Source organism: Pseudomonas sp. NPDC089996 (assembly GCF_044748405.1).
GTDB lineage: Bacteria > Pseudomonadota > Gammaproteobacteria > Pseudomonadales > Pseudomonadaceae > Aquipseudomonas.
This window is the reverse complement of record NZ_JBIVGA010000010.1, coordinates 40,693-61,045: the sequence shown is the minus strand read 5'-3', so window position 1 is coordinate 61,045 and position 20,353 is coordinate 40,693. Positions and strand designations below refer to the sequence as shown.

Sequence of the window (20,353 nt, the reverse complement as noted above, 5' to 3'; positions counted from 1 at the left end):
AGTCCTGCTTTGGACAGTAGCCCCAGTCGCTTGCGACAGGCCCACACGGCGAGCTAGTCCGGCAGCATCCTGCCACTGTCTCGCCATTGGCCAGGCGGTGGAATTCTCCAGCCTTTGAAGGCTTTCTCCTCCTCTTTCCTTTCGTGGTCCTGCGCATTTTCTGGTTATTCAACCGTGCGGGCGTGTGCCCGTGGAAGAGGTCTGCTATGGATTGGAAAGTCTTTCTGCTGCGCGTCGGCGTTGCTCTGCTACTCGGCGCCCTGATCGGTGCCGAGCGCCAACTGCGTCAGCGCCTGACCGGGCTGCGCACCAACGCGCTGGTCAGCACCGGCGCCTGCCTGTTCGTGCTGATGACCCAGGCAGTACCGGGCATGGCGCCTGGCGACGCGTCCCGGGTGGCCGCCTACGTGGTGTCGGGTATCGGTTTTCTGGGTGGCGGCGTGATCATGCGCGACGGCTTCAACGTGCGTGGCCTGAACACGGCCGCCACACTCTGGTGCACCGCGGCCGTCGGCGTGCTGTGCAGCCTCGGGCTTTTGCTTGAGGCTGCCCTGGGCAGCCTGATGGTGCTATGTGCCAACATCCTGCTGCGTGACATCGCCCAGCGCCTTGATCGTCAGGAAGTGTTGCCAGCCAGTGAGGTCGAACACCATTACGAAGTGCGCATCATTTGCCGTGCCGAGGATGAAATCCAGGTACGCAGCTTGATGCTGCACAGCCTGGGCGACCCGCAACTGCGACTGCAATCGTTGCACAGTGAGGACTTGGCCAATCCGGCACGCCTGGAGGTACGCGCCGAATTGCTCGGCAACCCGCAGGCTCCGGCGCAGCTGGAGCGCCTGGTCGGCCGGGTCAGCCTGGAGAAAGGCGTAAGCTCGGTGCGCTGGCAGTTGCAGCCACAAGCAATGGCGGCGGACTGACGCCTCGCCGCCATGTCCAAGGTTCAGCGCCCTGGCCTTTCGGCTGTCGTCCTGCGCGAAGAAAAACTAAACCTTTGCCGGCGGGACTGGCTCAACCGTACGCGACACTGAGGTCGCGCCACCGGTTACAAGGAGTCAGGCATGAACAATCTGTTCATCAAATGCGCTGGGTTGTCGCTGGCCCTGGGCATGGCATCTCTGCAGGCAATGGCCGCCACTTCCGATGATTTCGTCGAGGCCGCCACCGAGGCGGGTATCGCCGAGACGGTTACTGGCAACCTGGCCATGGAAAAAAGCCAGAACAGCGACATCAAGGCCTTTGCCCAGCAAATGGTCACCGACCACACCAAGGCCAACCAAAAGCTTGGCGACATCGCACGCACGCTCGATATCAGTGTGCCGGACGAAGCGGCGCTAACCGATAAAGTCAAGAAGATGATCCTCGAATGGCGCGACGAGTCGTTCGACAAGTCGTACGTCAACAATCAGGTCGACGCACACGAAAAGGCCGTGGAGCTGTTCAAGAAGGAAGCGGCCTCCTCCGACAAGCCTGAACTGAAGGCCTTCGCCAGCGAGACGCTGCCAACTCTCGAGCACCACCTGGAAAAGGCCAAGGCACTACAGGCCACCCACGGCAAGTGAACGGCCCACTACGCGAGGTTAGACATGACTAACGATGCATTGCGAAGCGAAATCCTCACCCGCCTGCTGCACGCCCACCCGCAAGGGCTGGGCAAGGAGCTACTGGACAACTATCGCGGCGAAAAGGCGGTGGCCGGCATGCTCAAGACGCTTCAGGAGCATGGATTGATCCAGGATGGCAGCGTGACGGTGAATGACGATCACCAGCTCAGCATGAGCTATCCGATCAAGCTGTCTTCGGCGGGGGTCGAAGCGGCCAAGCAAGCAGAAAATTGAAGCGCCGGCGCCCCATCGCCAGATGCCCGGCGATGGGGTGGGTCGGCTCAATGGCTTGTGCTTGCCTTTTCATCATCCTTTGGCGGTTTGGCTGGCCCCTGCGGGTCGACTTGAGGGTCGTTCAGATCCGGCGAGTCCGGGTCGAACCCCAGATCGTCTTTCTTGTTTGCATGCTCTGAAGAATGCGGACCTTGTTGGTGTTCTTGCTCAGGCTTGCTCATGTTGCGCTCTCCCATGTAGGTCTACGGAAGAACGCAGTGGCATCAGGAAGTTTGATTCAATTGCCCGGCGCAAGCTGCGCGCGGCAGGCAGAGAGCGCTTCATCGCGCTTGCGCAGTTCACCCTCCAGATACTGCAACTGCCTGCCCTGCTCTGTGCTGATGGCGCGATTGTCTTCCAGGCTCTGGGTTTGAACCTGCAGTTGCCGACGCATTTCATCGCTGGCGCCCTGGGCTTGCGCGAGGATCGTGCGCAGGCCCTGGATCTGCGCGTCACGCTGTTCGAGCAACTCGTCCTTGAGCTTGCATTCGCTGCTGGCCTGGCGGTGCTCACCGAGCATCCGCTCGTTGTCGCGGTGCAAGCGGGTCAGCTCGTCCTGCTTGACGATCATGCCTTGCTGCAATTGACGCAGCTCCATCTGCAGTTGCTGGGTCTGCGCTTCATGGCGGCGCTGTTCCTGCTCGCGCTGTTCGCGGCTGGCGCTGCGGTAGTGCTCGAGCGCTTCACGGGCATGACGGTGTTTATCTTCCAGCGAACGCACCTGTTCTTCCTTGTCGGCCAGGCGCAACTGCATTTCGCCCAGTGACTGGTTGAGGCTGGCGCTGCGCAACTGCTCGGCCTGCAGCGAGTTTTGCGCGGTTACAAGGCGTTCCGATTCGCCAGCCAGTGCAGCAGCCTGAATCTGCTGTTGCTGGTGAGCAGCGGTCAGCGCCTGCTGCGCCAGCTGCAACTGCGCCTCTAGCTGTTCGCGCTGCTCGTTGAAGGCGGCTTCGGCCTGCTCGACGCGGGCGTCCCCTTCTTCTTGCACTTGTGCGGCCAATTGCGATACCAGCCGGGTCAGCGATTCGCTGAGTGCGGCCTGGCCTTGCAGCGCCACAGTCTTGGGTCCTTCAAGCTCTTTGAGATAGCGATGAATAGTGGTCTTCGAGCCCGTATTGCCCATTTCGATACGTACCGCATCGATGCTGGGGTATTCGCCCCGGGCGATCAGCACCTGCCGCGCCTGCTGCACTACCGCCTTGTTGATACCACCCCGGGCCATGTCTGCTCCTACGATTTCGTAACATGGTACGTACCATGTAAATACGTGGTGATTTTGTTATTTCCGCAAACCAATTTCAAGTGAAATCTATGGCTTAATAATCACGGCTTATCGCATGTTAAGCGGCAAAAGCAGGGTTTATCCTCCCCGTTCACGCGTCATCTTTTGAACTTTGCGCCTGACACTGTCCTCCTCTTTCATATCTATCGAAAAACGGAGATCCGTTGATGAGTGCACAATTGAGCGGCAAGCGTGTGGCCTTTCTGGTCACCGATGGTTTTGAACAGATCGAACTGACCGGCCCGCGTGAAGCCCTGGAAAAAAATGGCGCCGTGGTGGACATCCTGAGTGACAAGGAAGGGACCGTACGCGGCTGGAACCATGACAAGCCCGCCGACGAATTCGCCGTGGATACAACGTTCGACAGTGCCCACCTTGATCTCTATGACGCCCTTGTGCTGCCGGGCGGCGTGCAGAACTCCGATACCATCCGGCTGATACCTGGCGCTCAGACGCTGGTGAAAAGCCACGACTCGGCAGGCAAGCCATTAGCGGTCATCTGCCATGGTGGCTGGCTGCTGGTGTCGACTGGCCTGGCCAAGGGCAAGCGAATGACCAGCTACAAGACGTTGCAGGACGATATTCGCAACGCGGGCGGTAACTGGGTTGATGAAGAGGTGGTGGTGGATGGCAACCTGATCACCAGCCGCAAGCCGGACGATATTCCGGCCTTCAATGAGCAGTTGATCAAGGCGCTGGCTGGCTGACCCTTTTCTCTGCACATCGGCCCTCTTTCCAGAGGGCCATAGGTTCGCCGGGTAGTGCACCGCTCGTCGCACCAGGTGCACATTCAACCCAACCCACAGCAATCCGATGCTTCGAAACGGTATGAACGTTCTCAACTGCAGGAGCTTCTACCATGCGCGACTTCCCTACTCCGCCCTTTCCGTCCCAGCCGCAAAGCGTTCCCGGCTCACAGCGCAAGATGGAGCCCTACCCAGACTGCGGTGAGCAGTCATATACCGGCCACAACCGACTGCAGGGCAAGATCGCGTTGATCACTGGCGCTGACAGTGGTATCGGGCGGGCGGTTGCCATCGCCTATGCGCGCGAGGGTGCTGACGTCGCCATCGGCTATCTCAACGAACATGAAGACGCGCAGGAAACTGCGCGCTGGGTCGAAGCGGCAGGCCGACAATGCCTTCTGCTGCCCGGCGACCTGGCGCAGAAGCAACACTGCCATGACATCGTGAATAGGACCGTCGAGCAGTTTGGGCGCATCGACATCCTGGTCAACAATGCCGCGTTCCAGATGGCCCATGAAACCCTGGAGGAAATTGACGATGACGAATGGGTGAAAACCTTCGATACCAACATCACCGCTATTTTCAGGATCTGCAAGGCAGCACTACCTTCCATGCCAAAAGGCAGCTCGATCATCAACACGAGCTCGGTCAACTCCGACGATCCTTCTCCAAGCCTGCTGGCCTATGCAGCGACCAAGGGAGCCATTGCCAACTTCACGGCTGGTTTGGCTCAGCTGCTAGGGAAGAAGGGAATTCGGGTCAATAGTGTCGCGCCTGGCCCAATCTGGACGCCTTTGATCCCGGCCACCATGCCCGATGAGGCCGTGAAAAATTTTGGCTCCAGCTACCCGATGGGGCGACCAGGGCAGCCAGTGGAGGTCGCTCCAATCTATGTGCTGCTGGGCTCCGATGAGGCCAGTTACATCAGTGGCTCTCGGTACGCCGTCACCGGCGGTAAGCCGATCCTATAAGGAACTCAGCGTTTTTGTTGCCCGTGCTCGCGTGCTGTTTTTTGCGCTGTAGAGTCATGAGATGTACCAGATGAACCATCCGGACGGTGAGCGTCGTTATCCCGCTCCTCTTCGCCATCTGGTTCCGATTTTGAGCTTGGCGTCTTCTGTTGGATTTCTTTCGTCATGCTGCTCTCCTACCCTTTTCTGTGTTCCGGTGAGGTCGGTCGCGCCCCCTGTACACAAGGGAAGCCAGAATCATGAGCAAAGTTCAGGCTAGGTTTGTTGCGTGGGACGGGTGGACAAAGATGCGCTGAACCAATCTCCACTTGGTTGCGTCCACCACACAACAGCAAGCGAGTCGATTCCCCTATGGCAAGCGAACCGGTATTGGCCGCGCTCGGCTATCTCAAAGACAACCAGCTGATCCTGACGACTGCGGAGTCATGCACGGCAGGTTGCATGGTGGCCCTCCTGGCGGCGGTGCCCGGTACCGGAGAGGTGCTGGAAAGTGGCTATGTGGTCTACTCCCCCAGCGCCAAGAAACGCTTGCTTGGCGTCAGCGCCGAAACCATCGAACGTTACGGTTTGACCAGCGAAGCAGTGGCGTGGGAAATGGCCCTGGGAGCGTTGAGAGACAGCGATGCCAATGTCGTGATCGCTACCACTGGCGTCGCTGGGCCCACGCCCGAATCGGGTGTACCGCCAGGCACAATGTGCTTCGCCTGGGCTTTTGCCGGTGAGCCAGTAGCCGTCTTTACCCGTACCCAACGGTTCTTCGGTGAGCGGGCTGATGTCATGCGCCAAGGGGCGTTGTTCGGGCTGACGCGGCTTACCCACTATCACCAGCGCTGGCTTCGCGGCGAGCGCGCCTGATTTCATGTTGTCTGCCCTCCCTGGCCATCGGTGGTTTGCAGCCGAATTGATGATGCCAGCCATCGTGAGCGTTGAACCCTGCCACTTCGCTGTGACTCAACCACTGGCAAGTTTTGAATTCTCAATTCGTGATGAGGTAACGGCCATGAACGCTATCGACTTGCTGGTTCAGGATCACAAGCTGGTGAAGAAACTCCTTGAAGAACTGTCTGCCACTACAGAACGAGCTGTGAAAAAACGTGCCGAGCTACTGCAGAGAATCGAACAGGAATTGCAGATTCACACAAAGCTTGAGGAAGAAATCCTGTACCCGGCCATCAAGGAAGCCGGTGGCAAGGAAGAGGCGAAGATGTACTACGAGGCCAAGGAAGAGCATCGCACTGTCGACTCCCTTGTCATCCCTGACCTCCTCCACACCGAAACCGGTACTGTCGAGTTTGCCGGGCGGGTCAAAGTCATGAAAGAGCTGCTGGAGCACCACATCGAGGAGGAGGAAGACGAGCTCTTCCCGACTGCCAAGAAGCTCCTTGGCAAAGACGTGCTGGAACAACTCGGGCAAACCATGGAAACCCAGAAAAAGATGCTCAAGGGCGAGCAGCGGGCCGCCTGATGAGGCCATTCCCTGCCAGCGCCAGGCTGGCAGGGATCCCCCTTCGGATATCGAACAAGCAGTCGGGAAAGGCTTCATGAATCATTGGATCGAGTTACTCGAATGGCCAGCCATGGTAATGACCGTGCTGGCGGCATGGTGCATTGGCTCGCGCCGGCCCGGCAGAAGGAAGGCAGGCTTTTGCTGCTTCATCGCGAGCAATGTGTTGTGGGCCGTATGGGGCTGGCAAGCACAGGCTTGGGCGCTGATCATTCTTCAGGTCTGTCTCTGCGCCATGAATTTGCGTGGGTGGAAAAAGAACACGCAACTTGAGGTGTGTGGATGAAAATGCAATCGGACGCCTCATCGAGCTTCCGTCCCTGGAAGCAGTGGGGCCCGCCATCATCACGCACATCGAAATGTTGGCACTCTTCGCCTTCCTTGGGTTATCAGCGAACTAGTCGGAAAAAATCAAATCGAGCCAAACGCCCCGCCGCAGATCAGTGTCTGCCCGGACACATAGTCGGCTTCCGGCAGGCACAGCATCACTACCGCACCAGCTGCCTCCCTTGGTGTGCCTGGGCGTCCCAGCGGGATCATCGACTTCGACTGCTCGGCCAGCGCCTCACTGATCCCCACTTTGATCTGGCGCCCTTCGATCTCGACGGTTGCACTGTCCTTGCCAGCGAACGGCACGGTCAGGCGTGTCTCGATATGCCCGAAAGCCAGCGCGTTGACGTTGACCTTCAAACGCCCCCATTCCTTGGCAAGGGTCTTGGTCAGGCCAAGAATGCCGGATTTGGCTGCTGCGTAATTCACCTGACCGGGGTTACCGCCAGCGGCGATTGAGGAGATGTTGACTACCTTCCTCAGCACTTCCCTACCCTGCGCCGCCTCCGCCTTGGCCGCAGCACTGATGACGGGCTGGGCCGCGCGCAGAATGCGGAATGGTGCGGTCAGGTGGCAGTCCAGGATGGCGTACCATTGCTCATCGGTCAGCTTCTGGATCACGTTGTCCCAGGTATAACCGGCGTTGTTGATGATGATGTCGATACCACCGTAGCTCTGCAGCGCCGTCTTGATGAAGCGTTCGGCGAAGTCCGCAGCCGTGACGCTGCCGGTACAGGCAACGGCCTGGCCACCCGCCGCGACGATCTCAGCCACCACTTCTTCAGCAGGTGCTGCATCCAGATCGTTCACCACCACCTTGGCACCGTAGGCCGCCAGTTGCAGGGCGACTTCACGGCCGATGCCGCGTCCGGCGCCCGTCACCAGGGCGACTTTGTCTTCGAGCTTCTTCATTGCACGTTCCTTGAGGTCGTTTGAAGGGGTGTCGCCGCCCAATGTTCGACGTATACCTAGTGATGCGTCCCCGCCTTGAATGGGGGGGGTATCTCATTGGCGAGCACTAGGCCTCCAGCCCTCTGAGCCGGATATGCGAGTCGTAAGCCAGGTAGCGAGCCTGACGGTCACGCGCCACTCGTACCATGGCCACGTCGGGATCACGGGCGAACACCAGTCGCCCTTTGCTGGCCACCAGTTGGTCCAGCAACAGCTCTTTTTCCTCGACGATGGATTCAGCGTTGCGGTCGTGACCGCTAGTGACATCGAGCTGGAGCCAGTGCACACCGGGTACCAGGTCACCGGCAAAAACCAGCGGCCCACCGGTCAGCGCGATCTGTGGAATGAGTTGCCCAGGGGTGTAGCCGTCACTGACATGCAGGTACCACCCCGGCCCGAGCCATTCGCAGGCACCGCCCTGGATCAGCTCCAAGCGCCTGCTGGCCTCCAGCGAATTGACCAGTTGCGCCACGAACAGCGCTCGGTCGCGGGGATGTGGGCGACGCGCTCGTCCCCAATGCTGGCTACCTACCAGATAACGTGCGTTCGGAAACAGCAGGCGTGGCTGGTCGCCCTCGTCGATTGCCTGGCGAACATCGGCGGCAAGCCGTGCTTGCAAATGGCAGAGCAGCACCAGGTGCACATCCGCTTCACCGACCCCGCAAGATGCAAGTTCCTCAAGCAAACCTCTCGCGCGTGGCTGGCAACTGCACGTGCGCGCCAGCGGCGCCAGTAATGCCCCACTACCCGCCAGTACCAGAATGTTGCGCCCTCCCTGCTGCACCAGCAGCGCGCGTGATGCCAGGGCAACACGATTAAGGTGATCCGGCTCGGCCCAGGTGCGCCATTGCCCTTGCGGCACATTGCCAAACAGGACGCCACCATCCATTTGCCCCCCTGCGCAAGCCAGGATCGACACTTTGCGCTGCATGCCTTTGCTCCTCAAAATCCAGTCTGCTCAGCGAAAAAAAACGGCCGGTCCATGCAGGCACCGGCCAAAGAGGGTGACTTTGGGGTTCAGGCAACCTGCATGAGGCGGCTGAACGTACGCAGGTGGTGATCGTCGTCACCGAACTGGCGCGCGACCATCAACAGATGCTTGGCATGATGGGAAAGTACATATTCCCAGGTGAGGCCGATGCCGCCATGCAGCTGAATGCCCTGGTCGGCTATCACGCGCGCTGCGCGGCTGACGATGAACTTGGCGGCCGCCAGTGAACGCGTACGTTCATCACTGTCGGGCTGATCCGCCATGCTGGCGGCCAGGATCGTCATCGACGTGGCTTGATCCAGTTCTATGCGCAGGTCGACCATGCGATGCTGGAGTGCCTGGAACTTGCCGAGAACCTGGCCGAACTGCTGGCGGGTTTTCAGATAGTCGAGCGTCAACTGGCAGACGCTCTCCATGCTCCCGACCGCTTCGGCGCATTGCGCCGCCAGCGCTCGGCCTTGCTGATAGCGCAACGCGGCCAGTGCCTGACCCGGTTCACCCAGGGCAATCGCTTTCGCATTGCTCAGGATCAGGTCGCAGGCACGACGGCCGTCGATAGTGGCGTATTCATGACGAACCACGCCTTGGGCCTGCGGGTCGAGCAGGAACACGCCAATGCCGTGTTCATCGCGGCTCGCGCCTGCGGTCCGGGCAGACACCAGCAGCAACCCCGCACTCTGTCCGCCCACGACAACCGATTTGCGGCCGCTCAATAGCCAGGCGCCTTCATGCTGGACGGCCTGGGTCTGAACGTCGTGCAACTGGTAATGGCTGCCGGGCTCATCCAACGCGACGGCCAGCTGCAAGGTTCCCGCGGCTACCTCAGGGATCAGCTCGGCTTTCTGCTGCTCGCTGCCCAGTTGTTCAAGCAAGCCTCCGGCGAAGATCACCGAATGCAGGTAGGGTTCCAGGCAGAGGTTGCGCCCGAGTTCAGTCATCACCAGCATGTTTTCCACACCGCCACCGGCCATGCCACCGTAGGCTTCAGTGAACGGTACCGCAGTCATGCCCAGTTCGCCGAGTTGTGTCCAGAAGCTGCGGCTGAAGCCCGTGGCACTTTCGCGGGCCTGCTCACGCTGTTCGAAGCCATAGTGATCACGTACCAGCCTGGCCAGGCTGTCTTGCAACATCTGCTGCTCTTGGGAATAGGTAAAATTCACCGGCGTCGCTCCTTACAAATCGAGGATCATCTTGGCGATGATGTTCTTCTGGATCTCGTTGGAGCCTCCATAAACCGAAGCCTTGCGCGTATTCAGATATTCGCTGCACAGGGCACTGCTGTAGTCGGCGTACAGGGGCGGTTCGTCGGAGTAGCCCAGCTCTTCTTCGATGAAGGGCATGGCATAAGGGCCGACCGCCTTGGTCAGGAGGTAGGAAATGGACTGGCGTATCTCCGTGCCACGGATCTTGAGGAACGAGCTCTGCGCCCCAGGTGCCCCATGCTCGGCACCGTCGAGGATACGCAGACCGCTCATTTCGACCGCCATCAGTTGCATTTCCACCTCTGCAATCTGTGCACGGAACAATGGGTCATCAATCAGCGGCACGCCGTCGCGCAGTTCCTGGCTGGCCACCTGCTTCAAACGGGTCAGCATGGCCTTGGCGGTGCCCACCCGGGCGATGCCGGTGCGCTCATGGGAAAGCAGGTACTTGGCGCAGGTCCAGCCACCATTTTCCTCGCCCACGAGGTTCTCGACCGGCACCCGCACGTTGTCGAGGAACACTTCGTTGACTTCGTGTTCGCCATCCAGCGTGATGACAGGACGCACCGTCACGCCAGGTGATTTCATATCGATCAGCAGGAAGGAAATGCCACGCTGCGGTTGTGCCTGTGCATCGGTGCGAACCAGGCAGAACATCCAGTCGGCCCAGTGCCCGGTAGTGGTCCAGGCTTTCTGTCCATTCACGACATAGTGATCGCCGTCACGCACGGCGCGGGTCTTGAGCGATGCCAGGTCGGAGCCCGCCCCCGGCTCGGAGTACCCCTGACACCACCAGTGCTCGCACGACAGAATCTTCGGCAGGAAGCGCGCCTGCTGCTCGGGGGTACCGAACTTGATGATTACCGGCGCCACCATGAACACGCCGAATGGCACGATCCAGGGGGCGCCGGCAATTGCGCATTCTTCATCGAAGATATGCTTCTGAACCTCGCTCCAGCCCGGTCCGCCATGTTCGGCCGGCCACCCCACTCCGAGCCAGCCACGCTCGTTCAGCAGTTGCATCCAGGCCACCTGGTCCTGTTTGTCGAAGCGCTTGCCCTGGCGGCCCCGGGCAGTGATGTGCGCCGGCACCTGATCTCGCAGAAAGGCACGCACTTCTTCGCGCAATGCCTGTTCCTGAGGGCTGAAATGGATATCCACTGTTCAATTCCTCTGTATCGGGGAGCAGCCCTCCCCGGTTGGGTGTCAGCGTCTGATCATCAGGCTGATGTTCTGGCGCAGCGCATCGCTGTAAGGCGGGCGGGCCGGGTCTGGCAGGTCGACGGTGCGATAAACCGCCTTTGCATGGCTGAAAGTGCGGAAACCATGGATGCCGTGGTAGGCCCCCATGCCACTGGCCCCTACACCGCCAAACGGCAAGTCCTCGACACCGGCGTGGCGGATGACATCGTTGATGGTTACACCGCCGCTGTGGGTATGGCGCAGCAGCTGCTGTTCTTCATGCCGATCTTCGCCGAAGTAATAGAGGGCAAGAGGTCGGGGCCGGGCATTGATATGGGCAATGATTTCCCCAATATCCTGATAGGGCTTGATCACCAACAGAGGGCCGAAAATTTCATCCTGCATCACTTGCAGGTCGTCACCTGGATTGATCAGCAACGTCGGCGCCAGCTTGCACTGTGGCGAGTGATCTAACGTTTCGCCGGCCGGGTTCAACTCGATGACCCTGACGCCCGCCGCTCTGGCCTCCAGTACATAGCCTTTGAGACGCTGCACATGCTGGGGATTGATGATGCTGCAATAGTCTGGGTTATCGTTGAGTGTCGGGCATATTTCGCTGAGCGCGATTTCGGCCGCATCGACGAAGGCATCCAGTGATTCCTGCGGCACCCAGACGACGTCGGGCGCCAGGCAGATTTGCCCTGCATTAAGCACTTTGCCGGTCATGATCTTCTGTGCGGCCTTGGCAAGATCGGCGCCGTGGGACACGATAACCGGATTCTTGCCTCCCAGTTCCAAGGTGACAGGCACCAGGTTTTCCGCCGCCGCCTTCATCACCTGGCGCCCCACACAAGTGGAGCCGGTGAACAACAGGTGATCGAACGGCAAGCTGCAGAACAATTGGCCAAGCCGGGCGTCGCCATTGACCACCACCACTTCATCCTCGGCGAACGTGGTCGCGATCAGGCGGGCAAGCAACGCTGAAGTGCGCGGCGTGAATTCCGATGGTTTGATCATCGCCCTATTGCCTGCGGCCAGCACGCCGACGAGGCAGTTGAAGAGCATGTTCACCGGGAAGTTCCACGGCGTAACGATACCCACCACGCCGAGGGGTTGATATTCGATCCAGGCCTGACCGTGGGCCACGGTGCGAGGCTCGGGCTGCATCCAGCGAGCGATCTGGTCGCGGGCCTCTTTCATCACCTGTATGGGCAGCACTATCTCGGCGAGCCGGGTGAAGTCGGGGCTGCGGTGGCCAAAGTCAGCGCTGATCGCCTCGACGATAGCCTCATGATGATCAACCAAAAGTCCGATCGCGCGATCGATCAACGCGCAACGCTGCGCGGCCGACCATGGCGCGTCGGCCTGGAAGGCGCGGCGCTGTCTGTTCAGTAGCGATTGCAGTTGGGCCGCGTCTGGCTGTTCGAAGGTGCTCATTGGAAAGGGTTTCCTGTCATGGAACGCGCCAACCTGCAGGCGGCTCTTGTTGGTTTCCAGGCCCCGCTACCGGGGAGCGCTCCACGTTAATCAGGCATGTCCTTTCGATACCCACCCCGTAGTGGGTAGGTACCACGGCCTCCGTCGCCTCCCCGCTTTGGGGAGTTACAGCGCCTGCGCGTCGCTTCAGGATGCATCCACACCCTGCTGCCGGTCAGGCGCCGCAGGCCGTTGCAGCCCAGACACGAGGATTCCCGTACATGCATTCACCCCGCCCCGTTTTCCGCGATGACCATGAAATGCTGCGCGTAACGGCACGCCGATTCTTCGAACGGGAATGCGTTCCCCATCAGGCAATGTGGGACGAACAAGGCTCGGTCGACCGCCAGACCTGGCTCAAGGCCGGCCGTGAGGGGCTCCTGTGCACGGGCGTGCCCGAAGAATATGGTGGCGGCGGTGGCGATTTCGGCCACGCGGTCGTGATAGGCGAAGAGATGGCCCGCGCCGGCGTGTCAGGCGTGGGCTTTTCACTGCATTCCGACATCATCGCCCCTTACATCGTGCGTCTGGGTACCGAGGCGCAAAAGCAGCAGTGGCTGCCCGGTATCTGCCGCGGGGAATCCATTCTGTCCATCGCCATGACCGAGCCAGGTGGTGGTTCCGACCTCAAGGCCATGCGCACAACGGCCGTGCGCGACGGCGATGACTACGTCATCAACGGCAGCAAGACATTCATCAGCAACGGCATGAACTGCGACCTGATCGTCCTGGCCTGCAAAACCGACCCGTCCGCCGGCGCCAAAGGCGTCAGTCTGATCGTGGTAGAGGCCGCAAGGCCGGGTGTGAGCCGCGGCCGCAAGTTGGAAAAGGTCGGGCAACCCGCATCGGACACTGGCGAGCTGTTTTTCGACAATGTGCGCGTGCCGGTCAGCCACCGGCTGGGCGACGAAGGCCGCGGCTTTGCCTACCTCATGCAGGAACTGCCTCAGGAACGCCTGCTGATTGCCATCGCCCAGGCCGTGCAACTGGAACGCCTGCTCGAACTGACTGTGGCCTATGTCAAAGAGCGCAAGGCTTTCGGCGGGTCGGTCTGGGACTTCCAGAACACCCGCTTCAAGCTGGCCGATGCCAAGGCCGCGTCGGTGGCGCTGCGCACCATGGTCGATCACTACATCGGCGAACACATGCGTCGCAAGTTGACCGTTGAAGAGGCGGCCATCGCCAAGCTCTTCACCACCGAAACCGTGTGGAAACACCTGGACGACATGGTCCAGCTGCATGGCGGCTACGGCTACATGCTCGAATACCCGATCGCACGGGCCTTCGTCGACTTGCGCGTGTCTCGTGTCGTGGGCGGCAGCAACGAGGTCCAGCGCGACCTGATCGCCCGCTCGCTGTAAACCCTTCCCTGATGTGAGAAAGAACAATGACTCAGACAGTACTGGTTGCCGGCGTCGGCATGATCCCCTTCAGCAAGCCTGGCGCCAGCCCGAGCTACACCGACATGGGCGCCGAGGCTGTGCGCCTGGCTCTCAAGGATGCCGGCCTGGACTATGACAAGGTACAGATGGCCTTCACCGGCTATGTCTACGGCGACTCCACCTGCGGCCAGACCGTGCTCTACGAGATCGGCCGTAGCGGCATTCCGGTGATCAACGTCAACAACAACTGCTCGACCGGTTCCACCGCCTTGTACCTGGCCCGCGAGGCCGTGCGGTGCGGCCAGGTCGAATGTGCGCTGGCCGTGGGCTTCGAGCAGATGCAGGCCGGCGCCCTCAAGTCGGCCTGGGATGACCGTCCGCGGCCCCGTGCGCGCTTTATGCCAATCCTCGAACGCCTGACTGCCGATGCCCATGACGTGCCCCAGGCGCTACGCGGCTTCGGCGGGGCCGGCCGCGAGCACATGGAACGCTACGGCACGCGTCTGGACACTTTCGCCGCTGTCCGCGCCAAGGCCAGCCGCCACGCGGCCAACAACCCCCTGGCACTGTTCAAGAATGTGGTCAGCACCGAAGACGTGATGAACGACAAGGTGGTCTGGCCGGGTGTAATGACCCGCCTGATGGCCTGCCCGCCGACCTGCGGCGCCGCCGCGGCGATCATCTGCTCGGAAACCTTCGCCAGGAAGCATGGCCTGCGTACCGACGTGCAGATTCTTGCCCAATCGATGACCACCGACCCGGTCGAGTCGTTCGACCCACCGTCGATGATCAGCTATGTGGGCTTTCACATGGCCCAGGCCGGCGCACGCATGGTCTACGAAGAAGCCGGGATCGGCCCCCAGGACATCCGCGTCTGCGAGCTTCACGACTGCTTCGCCCACAACGAGTTGCTGAGCTACGAAGCCTTGGGCTTCTGCCCGATTGGTGGCGCAGAAAAGTTCATTCTCGACGGCGACAACACCTATGGCGGGCGTGTGGTTACCAACCCGTCCGGGGGCTTGCTGTCGAAGGGCCATCCGCTTGGAGCCACGGGCCTGGCGCAATGTTACGAGTTGACCCAGCAATTGCGTGGCAATGCCGACAAACGCCAGGTCGAGGGCGTTCAGGTTGCCCTGCAGCACAACCTGGGCCTCGGGGGCGCGTGCGTCATCACGATGTACGGCAAGCGCTGAACGATCCAGCGCGCCCAACTGCAACCATGACAACAAGAGAGACAGACATGGCAGACAAACACCTGATCGGGCACCGTCTCGACGCATTCAGCATTGAGGTCGAGAAAGGTCGCCTGCGCTTCTTCGCCAAGGCCATCGGTGAAACTGACCCGATCTACACCGACGAAGACGCTGCCCGCGCCGCCGGCCACCGCAACCTGCCGGTGCCACCGACGTTCTTCAAGTGCCTCGAAAGCGAAGGCCGCGACCTGCAGCAGCTGCTGGAGCTGTTCGACTTCGACCTTAGGCGCCTGCTCCATGCCGAGCAGGGCTTCGACTACCACAACATGGCCTACGCAGGCGACGTGCTGACCTACGAGAGCCATGTGGCAGACATCTATGAGAAGAAAGGCGGCGCCCTGCAGTTCGCGGTGATTGTTGCCCGTGTGACCAACCAGCACGGCGAGCATATTGCCGATGTCCGTACCTCGCTCGTCCAGCGCTAAGGAGTCGCCATGCATCCGACGTTCTCATCCATCCAGGTAGGCGACCAGATCCCCCTGCTCGACGTACCACCTGTCAACCGCACGACCTTGGCCCTCTATTGCGGAGCCTCGGGCGACCATAACCCGATCCACATCGACATCGACTTCGCTCGCAAGGCACAGCTGCCGGACGTGTTCGCCCACGGCATGTTGTCGGCCGCCTACCTCGGCCGACTGCTGACCCACTGGGTACCGCAACAGCAGGTGCGCAGCCTGTCGTTGCGTTTTACCGGGATCACCCAGCTCGGCCACGCCCCACGTTGCACTGGCGAGGTAATTGAAAAATTCGAAACCAAGGGTGAATCGCGTGTTCGCCTGCAACTGCGCTGCACCAATCAGCATGGTGAAGAAAAACTGGCGGGCGAAGCCGTAGTCGCCCTGCCCTGATCCCTGTTCCAGGGGCCTTATCGCTGTATCCGGCGCCGCTGGCGCCGGCCCATTCATTTGATCGATTGAGGAGACATTCCATGGGTACGCTCGACGGCAAGGTTGCCATCGTCACCGGTTCCGGCCGCGGCATTGGCCGCGCCGTAGCCCTCAAACTTGCCAGCCAAGGCGCGAAGGTCGTGGTCAATGACCTTGACCCTGCACCGGCCGATGAAGTCATCGCCGAAATTCGGCAACTGGGCAGCGACGCTATCGCCTGCTGCGGCAACGTTGCCGATGCCGACTTCGGTAACCGCTGCGTGAAAACCGCACTGGATACCTTCGGTCGCATCGATATCATCGTCAACAATGCCGGGTTCACCTGGGACAACGTGATCCAGAAGATGTCCGACGAGCAGTGGGATGCGATCATCGACTGCCACCTCAAGGCCCCGTTTCTGTTGCTGCGCGCCGCCTTTCCTTATTTCCGCGAGGCCAGCCAGGCCGAAGCGCAGAGCGGTGAGGAAGTTTTCCGCAAGGTCATCAACATTTCCTCCATCGGCGGCACACAGGGCAATGTCGGCCAGGTCAACTACTCCGCAGCCAAGGCCGGTGTGGTCGGTTTGACCAAGACCCTGGCCAAGGAGTGGGGGCGCATGAAGGTCAATGTCAACTGCGTGGCGTTCGCCGCCATCGAAACCCGACTGACCCAATTGGTCGCTCCGGGTGAAGTGAAGACCGTGAATGTCGAAGGCCGTGAGATTCGTGTCGGCGTCCCGGCGGACAAGGCGGCTGCCGCCGCCGCACAGATCCCCATGGGCCGCATGGGCACCATCGAAGAAGCTGCGGGTTCGATCTATCTGTTCTGCATTCCCGAGTCGAACTATGTCACCGGCCAAACCTTGATCTGTGGTGGCGGTCGCGGCGGTTTCTAGGTCGCGACTGACCACTGCCAGGCCGGGCGCCAGTCCGCCGGCAACCGCTAGACCCTACAAGAACGAACCGGCCTGCCTTGTCGCAGGACCGGTCAAGCCCCAGTGAGATGCGTCCCCATGCCTTCATTCACACGTCACTATCCCCACTGGCCTGCCGGGGTACCGCATACAATGCCGGTGCCGGGCAAGCACTTGTTCAGCCTGCTCGAAGACAGTGCCCGTCAATTTCCCACGCAAACCGCGCTCTATTATTACGGTCGCCGCATCAGCTACCGCGAATTGCACAAGGCCAGCCTGAATCTGGCCGGGTATCTGCAACAACGCATCATGATCAAGCGTGGCGATCGGGTGATGCTGCTGATGCAGAACTGCCCTCAGTTCGTAATCGCCTACTACGCCATCCTGCGTTGCGATGCGGTGGTCGTCGCGATCAGTCCCATGAGCAGCACCCAAGAGATCGACCATTACCGCGCCGATGCCGGTGCACGTACACTGCTCACCACCCAGGAGCTGTTGGGTAGCGCCCTGCCCCTGCTCGACGACGGGCGCCTGGAAGCCGGGATGGTCGGTGTAGCCAACGAGATGGCTGGGGAACCCGAGCGCGTACCTTTCCTGGAATTCCCTGATTTCGTCCTGGCGCCGCGCCGTGGCTACTCCCACCGCAGGCTGCATGACTTCGGCTTTGCCGTGAGCCTGGGGCTGTCGCCGCTGCCAATGCAGGGCAAAGGCGACGACCTGGCCGTGCTTGGATACACCTCCGGCACCACCGGCCAGCCCAAGGGTGCAATGCTAAGCCATGACAACCTGCTGCTGGCCTCGGTACAGCGCGCTGCCTGGTTGCCGGAACGTGCGCACCCCACGGTACTGGGAGTACTGCCGATCAACCACCTGGCCGGGATGGGGCTGATGAACCAGGCCATCCTCAAGGCAGGCACTCTCGCCATGCTCTCGCGCTGGGACTGCGCTGCAGCGTTGGAACTGATCGAGCGGTTGGGCATCAGCAGCCTGGCGGTCATCACCCCCATGGTGGCCGAAATGTTCGCCCGGCCGGACATCGACCAGCGCGACCTGTCATCGGTCGAACGCATCTATGGCGGTGCTACAGCCATGCCTGAAGCCTTGGCGGCAGAAATCGAGCGGCGGCTGGGCGTAGCCTTCATCGAAGGCTACGGCATGACCGAGTCCAGCGGCAGCACCCACATCAACCCCCCGAATGCGCCACGTCGACAATGCGGGGGTATTCCCTCCATCAACGTCGACTCACGGATCATCGACCCTGAAAGTGGCGGTGAGCTGGGCCCGAACCAGACCGGCGAAATCGTCACCCATTCTCCAATCGTGTTTCGAGGTTACTGGAACCAGCCAGAGGCCACGAACAAAGCGTTCATCACCCTGGACGGTAAACAGTTCCTGCGTACCGGGGACATCGGTTATTACGATGAAGACGGCTATTTCTACATCACTGATCGGCTCAAGCGCATGATCAATGCATCGGGTTTCAAGGTATGGCCTGCAGAGATCGAGTCGATGCTCTACGCCCACCCAGCGGTCCAGGAAGCCTGCGTAATCGGCGCATGCGACCCCAAGCGTGGCGAGACCGTCAAGGCCTTCGTCATCCTGCGGCCCACGGCCAAAGGGCAAGTGCTGGAAAATCAGCTGACCGAATGGGCGCGCGAGCGCATGGCCAATTATAAGGTCCCACGCTTGGTGGAGTTCGTCGACAGCCTGCCCAAGAACGCCGCAGGCAAGACCCTGTGGAGGGAACTACAGCGCGAGCAGGATGAGCGCGACCGCGCTGCGCGAGTCGCCATGCACTGAATGACAGACGGGCGGTGCCTGTGCACCGACCGTCTTACCCCGCTGTGCAGGCCCTGCCGGCCCCTGACGTAGAGTACAACCCGCATGTACATGCCCCGTTCCCTGAGTGACGCCGCTGCGCTGACACCCGAAAGACTTGCAGTGATCGACGGCGATACGGGTGAGCACCTGAGTTTTCGCGAACTGGACCTTCGTTCAAACTGCCTGGCTCACTATCTCCATGGCTTGGGCTTGAAGCCAGGCGACCGCCTGGCCATGCTGATGGACAGCCAGCTTCAGTGCTTCGTAGCGTGTTGGGCAGCCTTGCACGCGGGGTTGTGCCTGGTACCGCTCAATCTCCACTGGAACACTGCGGAAATGGCCTTCGTCGTTGAGGACAGTGGGGCTAAAGCGTTGCTGGCCGCCTGGGCGCTACGGGGCACCGCCGATGACTTGGCGCCGCTCGTCCCGAGTTGCCCGCTTCGGCTGATGCTGGACGGCAGCCTGCCGGGATGGACATCCTTTAACCCGGTTACAGCCGATTGCCCCGCCGCCGCTCTGACAGCACACTGCCTGGGCTCGATCTTGCTCTACAGTGCCGGCACCACCGGGCGCCCGAAACGTGCAACGCCTACTGCGCGACGCCTGACGGGCATCGCAATGAGCGAACCGCACCCACTGTTCAATCTGTGCGGGTACGACGCCGACGCCATACACCTGAGCACGTCACCGCTCTACCACCCAGCTTCGCTGCTGAATGCCCTGAGGGTACAGAGCAACGGCGGCACCGTAGTGTTCATGCCTGCTTTCGATGCCCTGCATGCGCTGAAGTTGATCGAGCGCTATCGCATCACCCACAGCCAATGGGTGCCGAGCATGTTCGTTCGCCTGCTGAAACTGACCGATAGCGAACGTCGCCGCCATGACCTTTCGAGCCTGCGCCTGGCGAACCACACCGCCGCGCCGTGCTCTATCGATGTCAAGCGCCAGATGATCGACTGGTGGGGCCCCATTCTGCTGGAGTACTACGGCGCCTGCGAAACCGGCGCGCTGACAGCGCTGGACAGCGCGCAATGGCTGGCACACCCGGGGTCGGTGGGGGTTGCGTTGCCAGGGATAAGCCTACGCATCTGCGATGAGGACGGGTGGGCACTGCCCGCCGGCATTCCGGGCATTATTCAGGCCCGGCGCGACCCTCGACAGGCCTGGCAAACGGTGGAGGACATCGGTTATCTCGACCAGGAGGGTTATTTGTACGTAAATGATCGGGCAGCTTTCACCTTGGTTGAAGCAGGAAGGCGGATGTATTCGCTGGAAATCGAACATGCCTTGGTGCTTCACGACAGCGTCGTCGACGCTGCGGTCATTGGTACGGCCATGAACAGCCATGGCAAGGGATGGGTGGCTGTGGTGGAGCCGGCCCCCGGTGTGGTGGTTTCCGACTTGCTGTGCCGCGAACTCGAGGCGTTTCTCGCCGGCAAGCTGTCAGCCCACCTAAGGCCTCAAGCACTGCTGTTCATCAAGCATCTGCCTCGCCTGCCCACGGGCAAGTTATGCAAGCGCCGCTTGTTGGCCTGGTACGAAGCCCGCCACTGATTGCTGCGTAACAGCCAAAGGGCACCGCTTACTCAGCGATGCCCCTTT

General features: G+C 60.9%; 23 protein-coding genes. 15 read left to right on the top strand and 8 right to left on the bottom strand.

All coding sequences use genetic code 11. From position 1 onward, the window contains the following. Window positions 1–206: 206 nt before the first annotated feature. From ACIPW4_RS18305 to ACIPW4_RS18295, 3 genes are all read left to right on the top strand, one after another. The gene (locus tag ACIPW4_RS18305; RefSeq protein ID WP_400660310.1) at window positions 207–920 is read left to right on the top strand and encodes an MgtC/SapB family protein; all 714 of its coding nucleotides are present in this window, start codon (window positions 207–209) and stop codon (window positions 918–920) included. Between the two features lie 141 nt (window positions 921–1,061). After that, window positions 1,062–1,562, top strand: coding sequence for a DUF4142 domain-containing protein (locus ACIPW4_RS18300; protein ID WP_400660308.1), 501 nt, complete (start codon window positions 1,062–1,064; stop codon window positions 1,560–1,562). A 24-nt stretch (window positions 1,563–1,586) separates the two neighbouring features. Further along, window positions 1,587–1,838, top strand: coding sequence for a hypothetical protein (locus tag ACIPW4_RS18295; protein ID WP_400660306.1), 252 nt, complete (start codon window positions 1,587–1,589; stop codon window positions 1,836–1,838). A gap of 47 nt (window positions 1,839–1,885) precedes the next feature. Here ACIPW4_RS18295 and ACIPW4_RS18290 read toward each other — a convergent pair whose 3' ends face one another. Both ACIPW4_RS18290 and ACIPW4_RS18285 read right to left on the bottom strand, forming a co-directional pair. After that, window positions 1,886–2,059, bottom strand: coding sequence for a DUF6021 family protein (locus tag ACIPW4_RS18290; protein WP_400660303.1), 174 nt, complete (start codon window positions 2,057–2,059; stop codon window positions 1,886–1,888). 56 nt (window positions 2,060–2,115) lie between these two features. Next, on the bottom strand, window positions 2,116–3,099 hold the full coding sequence (locus tag ACIPW4_RS18285) for a DNA-binding protein (RefSeq protein ID WP_400660301.1): 984 nt from the start codon (window positions 3,097–3,099) through the stop codon (window positions 2,116–2,118). 227 nt (window positions 3,100–3,326) lie between these two features. Between ACIPW4_RS18285 and ACIPW4_RS18280 the strand changes: the two genes are divergently transcribed. Beyond that, window positions 3,327–3,866, top strand: coding sequence for a type 1 glutamine amidotransferase domain-containing protein (locus ACIPW4_RS18280; RefSeq protein WP_400660299.1), 540 nt, complete (start codon window positions 3,327–3,329; stop codon window positions 3,864–3,866). 152 nt (window positions 3,867–4,018) lie between these two features. After that, window positions 4,019–4,876, top strand: coding sequence for an SDR family oxidoreductase (locus tag ACIPW4_RS18275; RefSeq protein WP_400660296.1), 858 nt, complete (start codon window positions 4,019–4,021; stop codon window positions 4,874–4,876). 5 nt (window positions 4,877–4,881) lie between these two features. On the opposite strand, the gene ACIPW4_RS18270 is transcribed toward ACIPW4_RS18275, so the two are convergent. Beyond that, entirely contained in the window at window positions 4,882–5,043 is a 162-nt protein-coding gene (locus ACIPW4_RS18270) for a hypothetical protein (RefSeq protein WP_400660293.1), read from the bottom strand. A 184-nt stretch (window positions 5,044–5,227) separates the two neighbouring features. On the opposite strand from ACIPW4_RS18270, the gene ACIPW4_RS18265 reads away from it, so the two are divergent. From ACIPW4_RS18265 to ACIPW4_RS18255, 3 genes are all read left to right on the top strand, one after another. Further along, on the top strand, window positions 5,228–5,731 hold the full coding sequence (locus ACIPW4_RS18265) for a CinA family protein (protein WP_400660291.1): 504 nt from the start codon (window positions 5,228–5,230) through the stop codon (window positions 5,729–5,731). Window positions 5,732–5,876: 145 nt separating this feature from the next. Continuing rightward, window positions 5,877–6,341 (top strand): hemerythrin domain-containing protein, encoded by a 465-nt coding sequence (locus ACIPW4_RS18260; RefSeq protein ID WP_400660289.1) that lies wholly within the window; start codon window positions 5,877–5,879, stop codon window positions 6,339–6,341. A 76-nt stretch (window positions 6,342–6,417) separates the two neighbouring features. Continuing rightward, window positions 6,418–6,666 (top strand): hypothetical protein, encoded by a 249-nt coding sequence (locus tag ACIPW4_RS18255; RefSeq protein ID WP_400660286.1) that lies wholly within the window; start codon window positions 6,418–6,420, stop codon window positions 6,664–6,666. 125 nt (window positions 6,667–6,791) lie between these two features. Here ACIPW4_RS18255 and ACIPW4_RS18250 read toward each other — a convergent pair whose 3' ends face one another. From ACIPW4_RS18250 to ACIPW4_RS18230, 5 genes are all read right to left on the bottom strand, one after another. Beyond that, the gene (locus tag ACIPW4_RS18250) at window positions 6,792–7,622 is read right to left on the bottom strand and encodes an SDR family NAD(P)-dependent oxidoreductase (RefSeq protein ID WP_400660283.1); all 831 of its coding nucleotides are present in this window, start codon (window positions 7,620–7,622) and stop codon (window positions 6,792–6,794) included. Between the two features lie 106 nt (window positions 7,623–7,728). Continuing rightward, window positions 7,729–8,592 (bottom strand): MBL fold metallo-hydrolase, encoded by an 864-nt coding sequence (locus tag ACIPW4_RS18245; protein ID WP_400660280.1) that lies wholly within the window; start codon window positions 8,590–8,592, stop codon window positions 7,729–7,731. 86 nt (window positions 8,593–8,678) lie between these two features. Then, window positions 8,679–9,812 (bottom strand): acyl-CoA dehydrogenase family protein, encoded by a 1,134-nt coding sequence (locus ACIPW4_RS18240; RefSeq protein ID WP_400660277.1) that lies wholly within the window; start codon window positions 9,810–9,812, stop codon window positions 8,679–8,681. 12 nt (window positions 9,813–9,824) lie between these two features. Further along, on the bottom strand, window positions 9,825–11,015 hold the full coding sequence (locus tag ACIPW4_RS18235; RefSeq protein WP_400660275.1) for an acyl-CoA dehydrogenase family protein: 1,191 nt from the start codon (window positions 11,013–11,015) through the stop codon (window positions 9,825–9,827). Between the two features lie 45 nt (window positions 11,016–11,060). Next, entirely contained in the window at window positions 11,061–12,473 is a 1,413-nt protein-coding gene (locus ACIPW4_RS18230) for a coniferyl aldehyde dehydrogenase (protein WP_400660273.1), read from the bottom strand. Window positions 12,474–12,733: 260 nt separating this feature from the next. On the opposite strand from ACIPW4_RS18230, the gene ACIPW4_RS18225 reads away from it, so the two are divergent. The 7 genes from ACIPW4_RS18225 (at window position 12,734) to ACIPW4_RS18195 (ending at window position 20,305) form a co-directional block, all read left to right on the top strand. After that, entirely contained in the window at window positions 12,734–13,873 is a 1,140-nt protein-coding gene (locus tag ACIPW4_RS18225) for an acyl-CoA dehydrogenase family protein (RefSeq protein WP_400660270.1), read from the top strand. Window positions 13,874–13,899: 26 nt separating this feature from the next. Beyond that, window positions 13,900–15,087: a lipid-transfer protein gene (locus tag ACIPW4_RS18220; protein ID WP_400660267.1), complete on the top strand. Its 1,188-nt coding sequence runs from the start codon at window positions 13,900–13,902 to the stop codon at window positions 15,085–15,087. A 47-nt stretch (window positions 15,088–15,134) separates the two neighbouring features. Further along, window positions 15,135–15,572, top strand: a complete 438-nt coding sequence (locus tag ACIPW4_RS18215; RefSeq protein WP_400660264.1) for a MaoC family dehydratase N-terminal domain-containing protein — start codon at window positions 15,135–15,137, stop codon at window positions 15,570–15,572. A 9-nt stretch (window positions 15,573–15,581) separates the two neighbouring features. Further along, complete coding sequence (locus tag ACIPW4_RS18210; RefSeq protein ID WP_400660261.1) at window positions 15,582–15,998, top strand: MaoC family dehydratase; 417 nt, start codon at window positions 15,582–15,584, stop codon at window positions 15,996–15,998. An 80-nt stretch (window positions 15,999–16,078) separates the two neighbouring features. After that, window positions 16,079–16,912: an SDR family NAD(P)-dependent oxidoreductase gene (locus ACIPW4_RS18205; protein ID WP_400660259.1), complete on the top strand. Its 834-nt coding sequence runs from the start codon at window positions 16,079–16,081 to the stop codon at window positions 16,910–16,912. 117 nt (window positions 16,913–17,029) lie between these two features. Beyond that, window positions 17,030–18,730 (top strand): AMP-binding protein, encoded by a 1,701-nt coding sequence (locus ACIPW4_RS18200; protein WP_400660257.1) that lies wholly within the window; start codon window positions 17,030–17,032, stop codon window positions 18,728–18,730. A gap of 84 nt (window positions 18,731–18,814) precedes the next feature. Further along, window positions 18,815–20,305: an AMP-binding protein gene (locus ACIPW4_RS18195; RefSeq protein WP_400660255.1), complete on the top strand. Its 1,491-nt coding sequence runs from the start codon at window positions 18,815–18,817 to the stop codon at window positions 20,303–20,305. Window positions 20,306–20,353 lie beyond the last annotated feature (48 nt).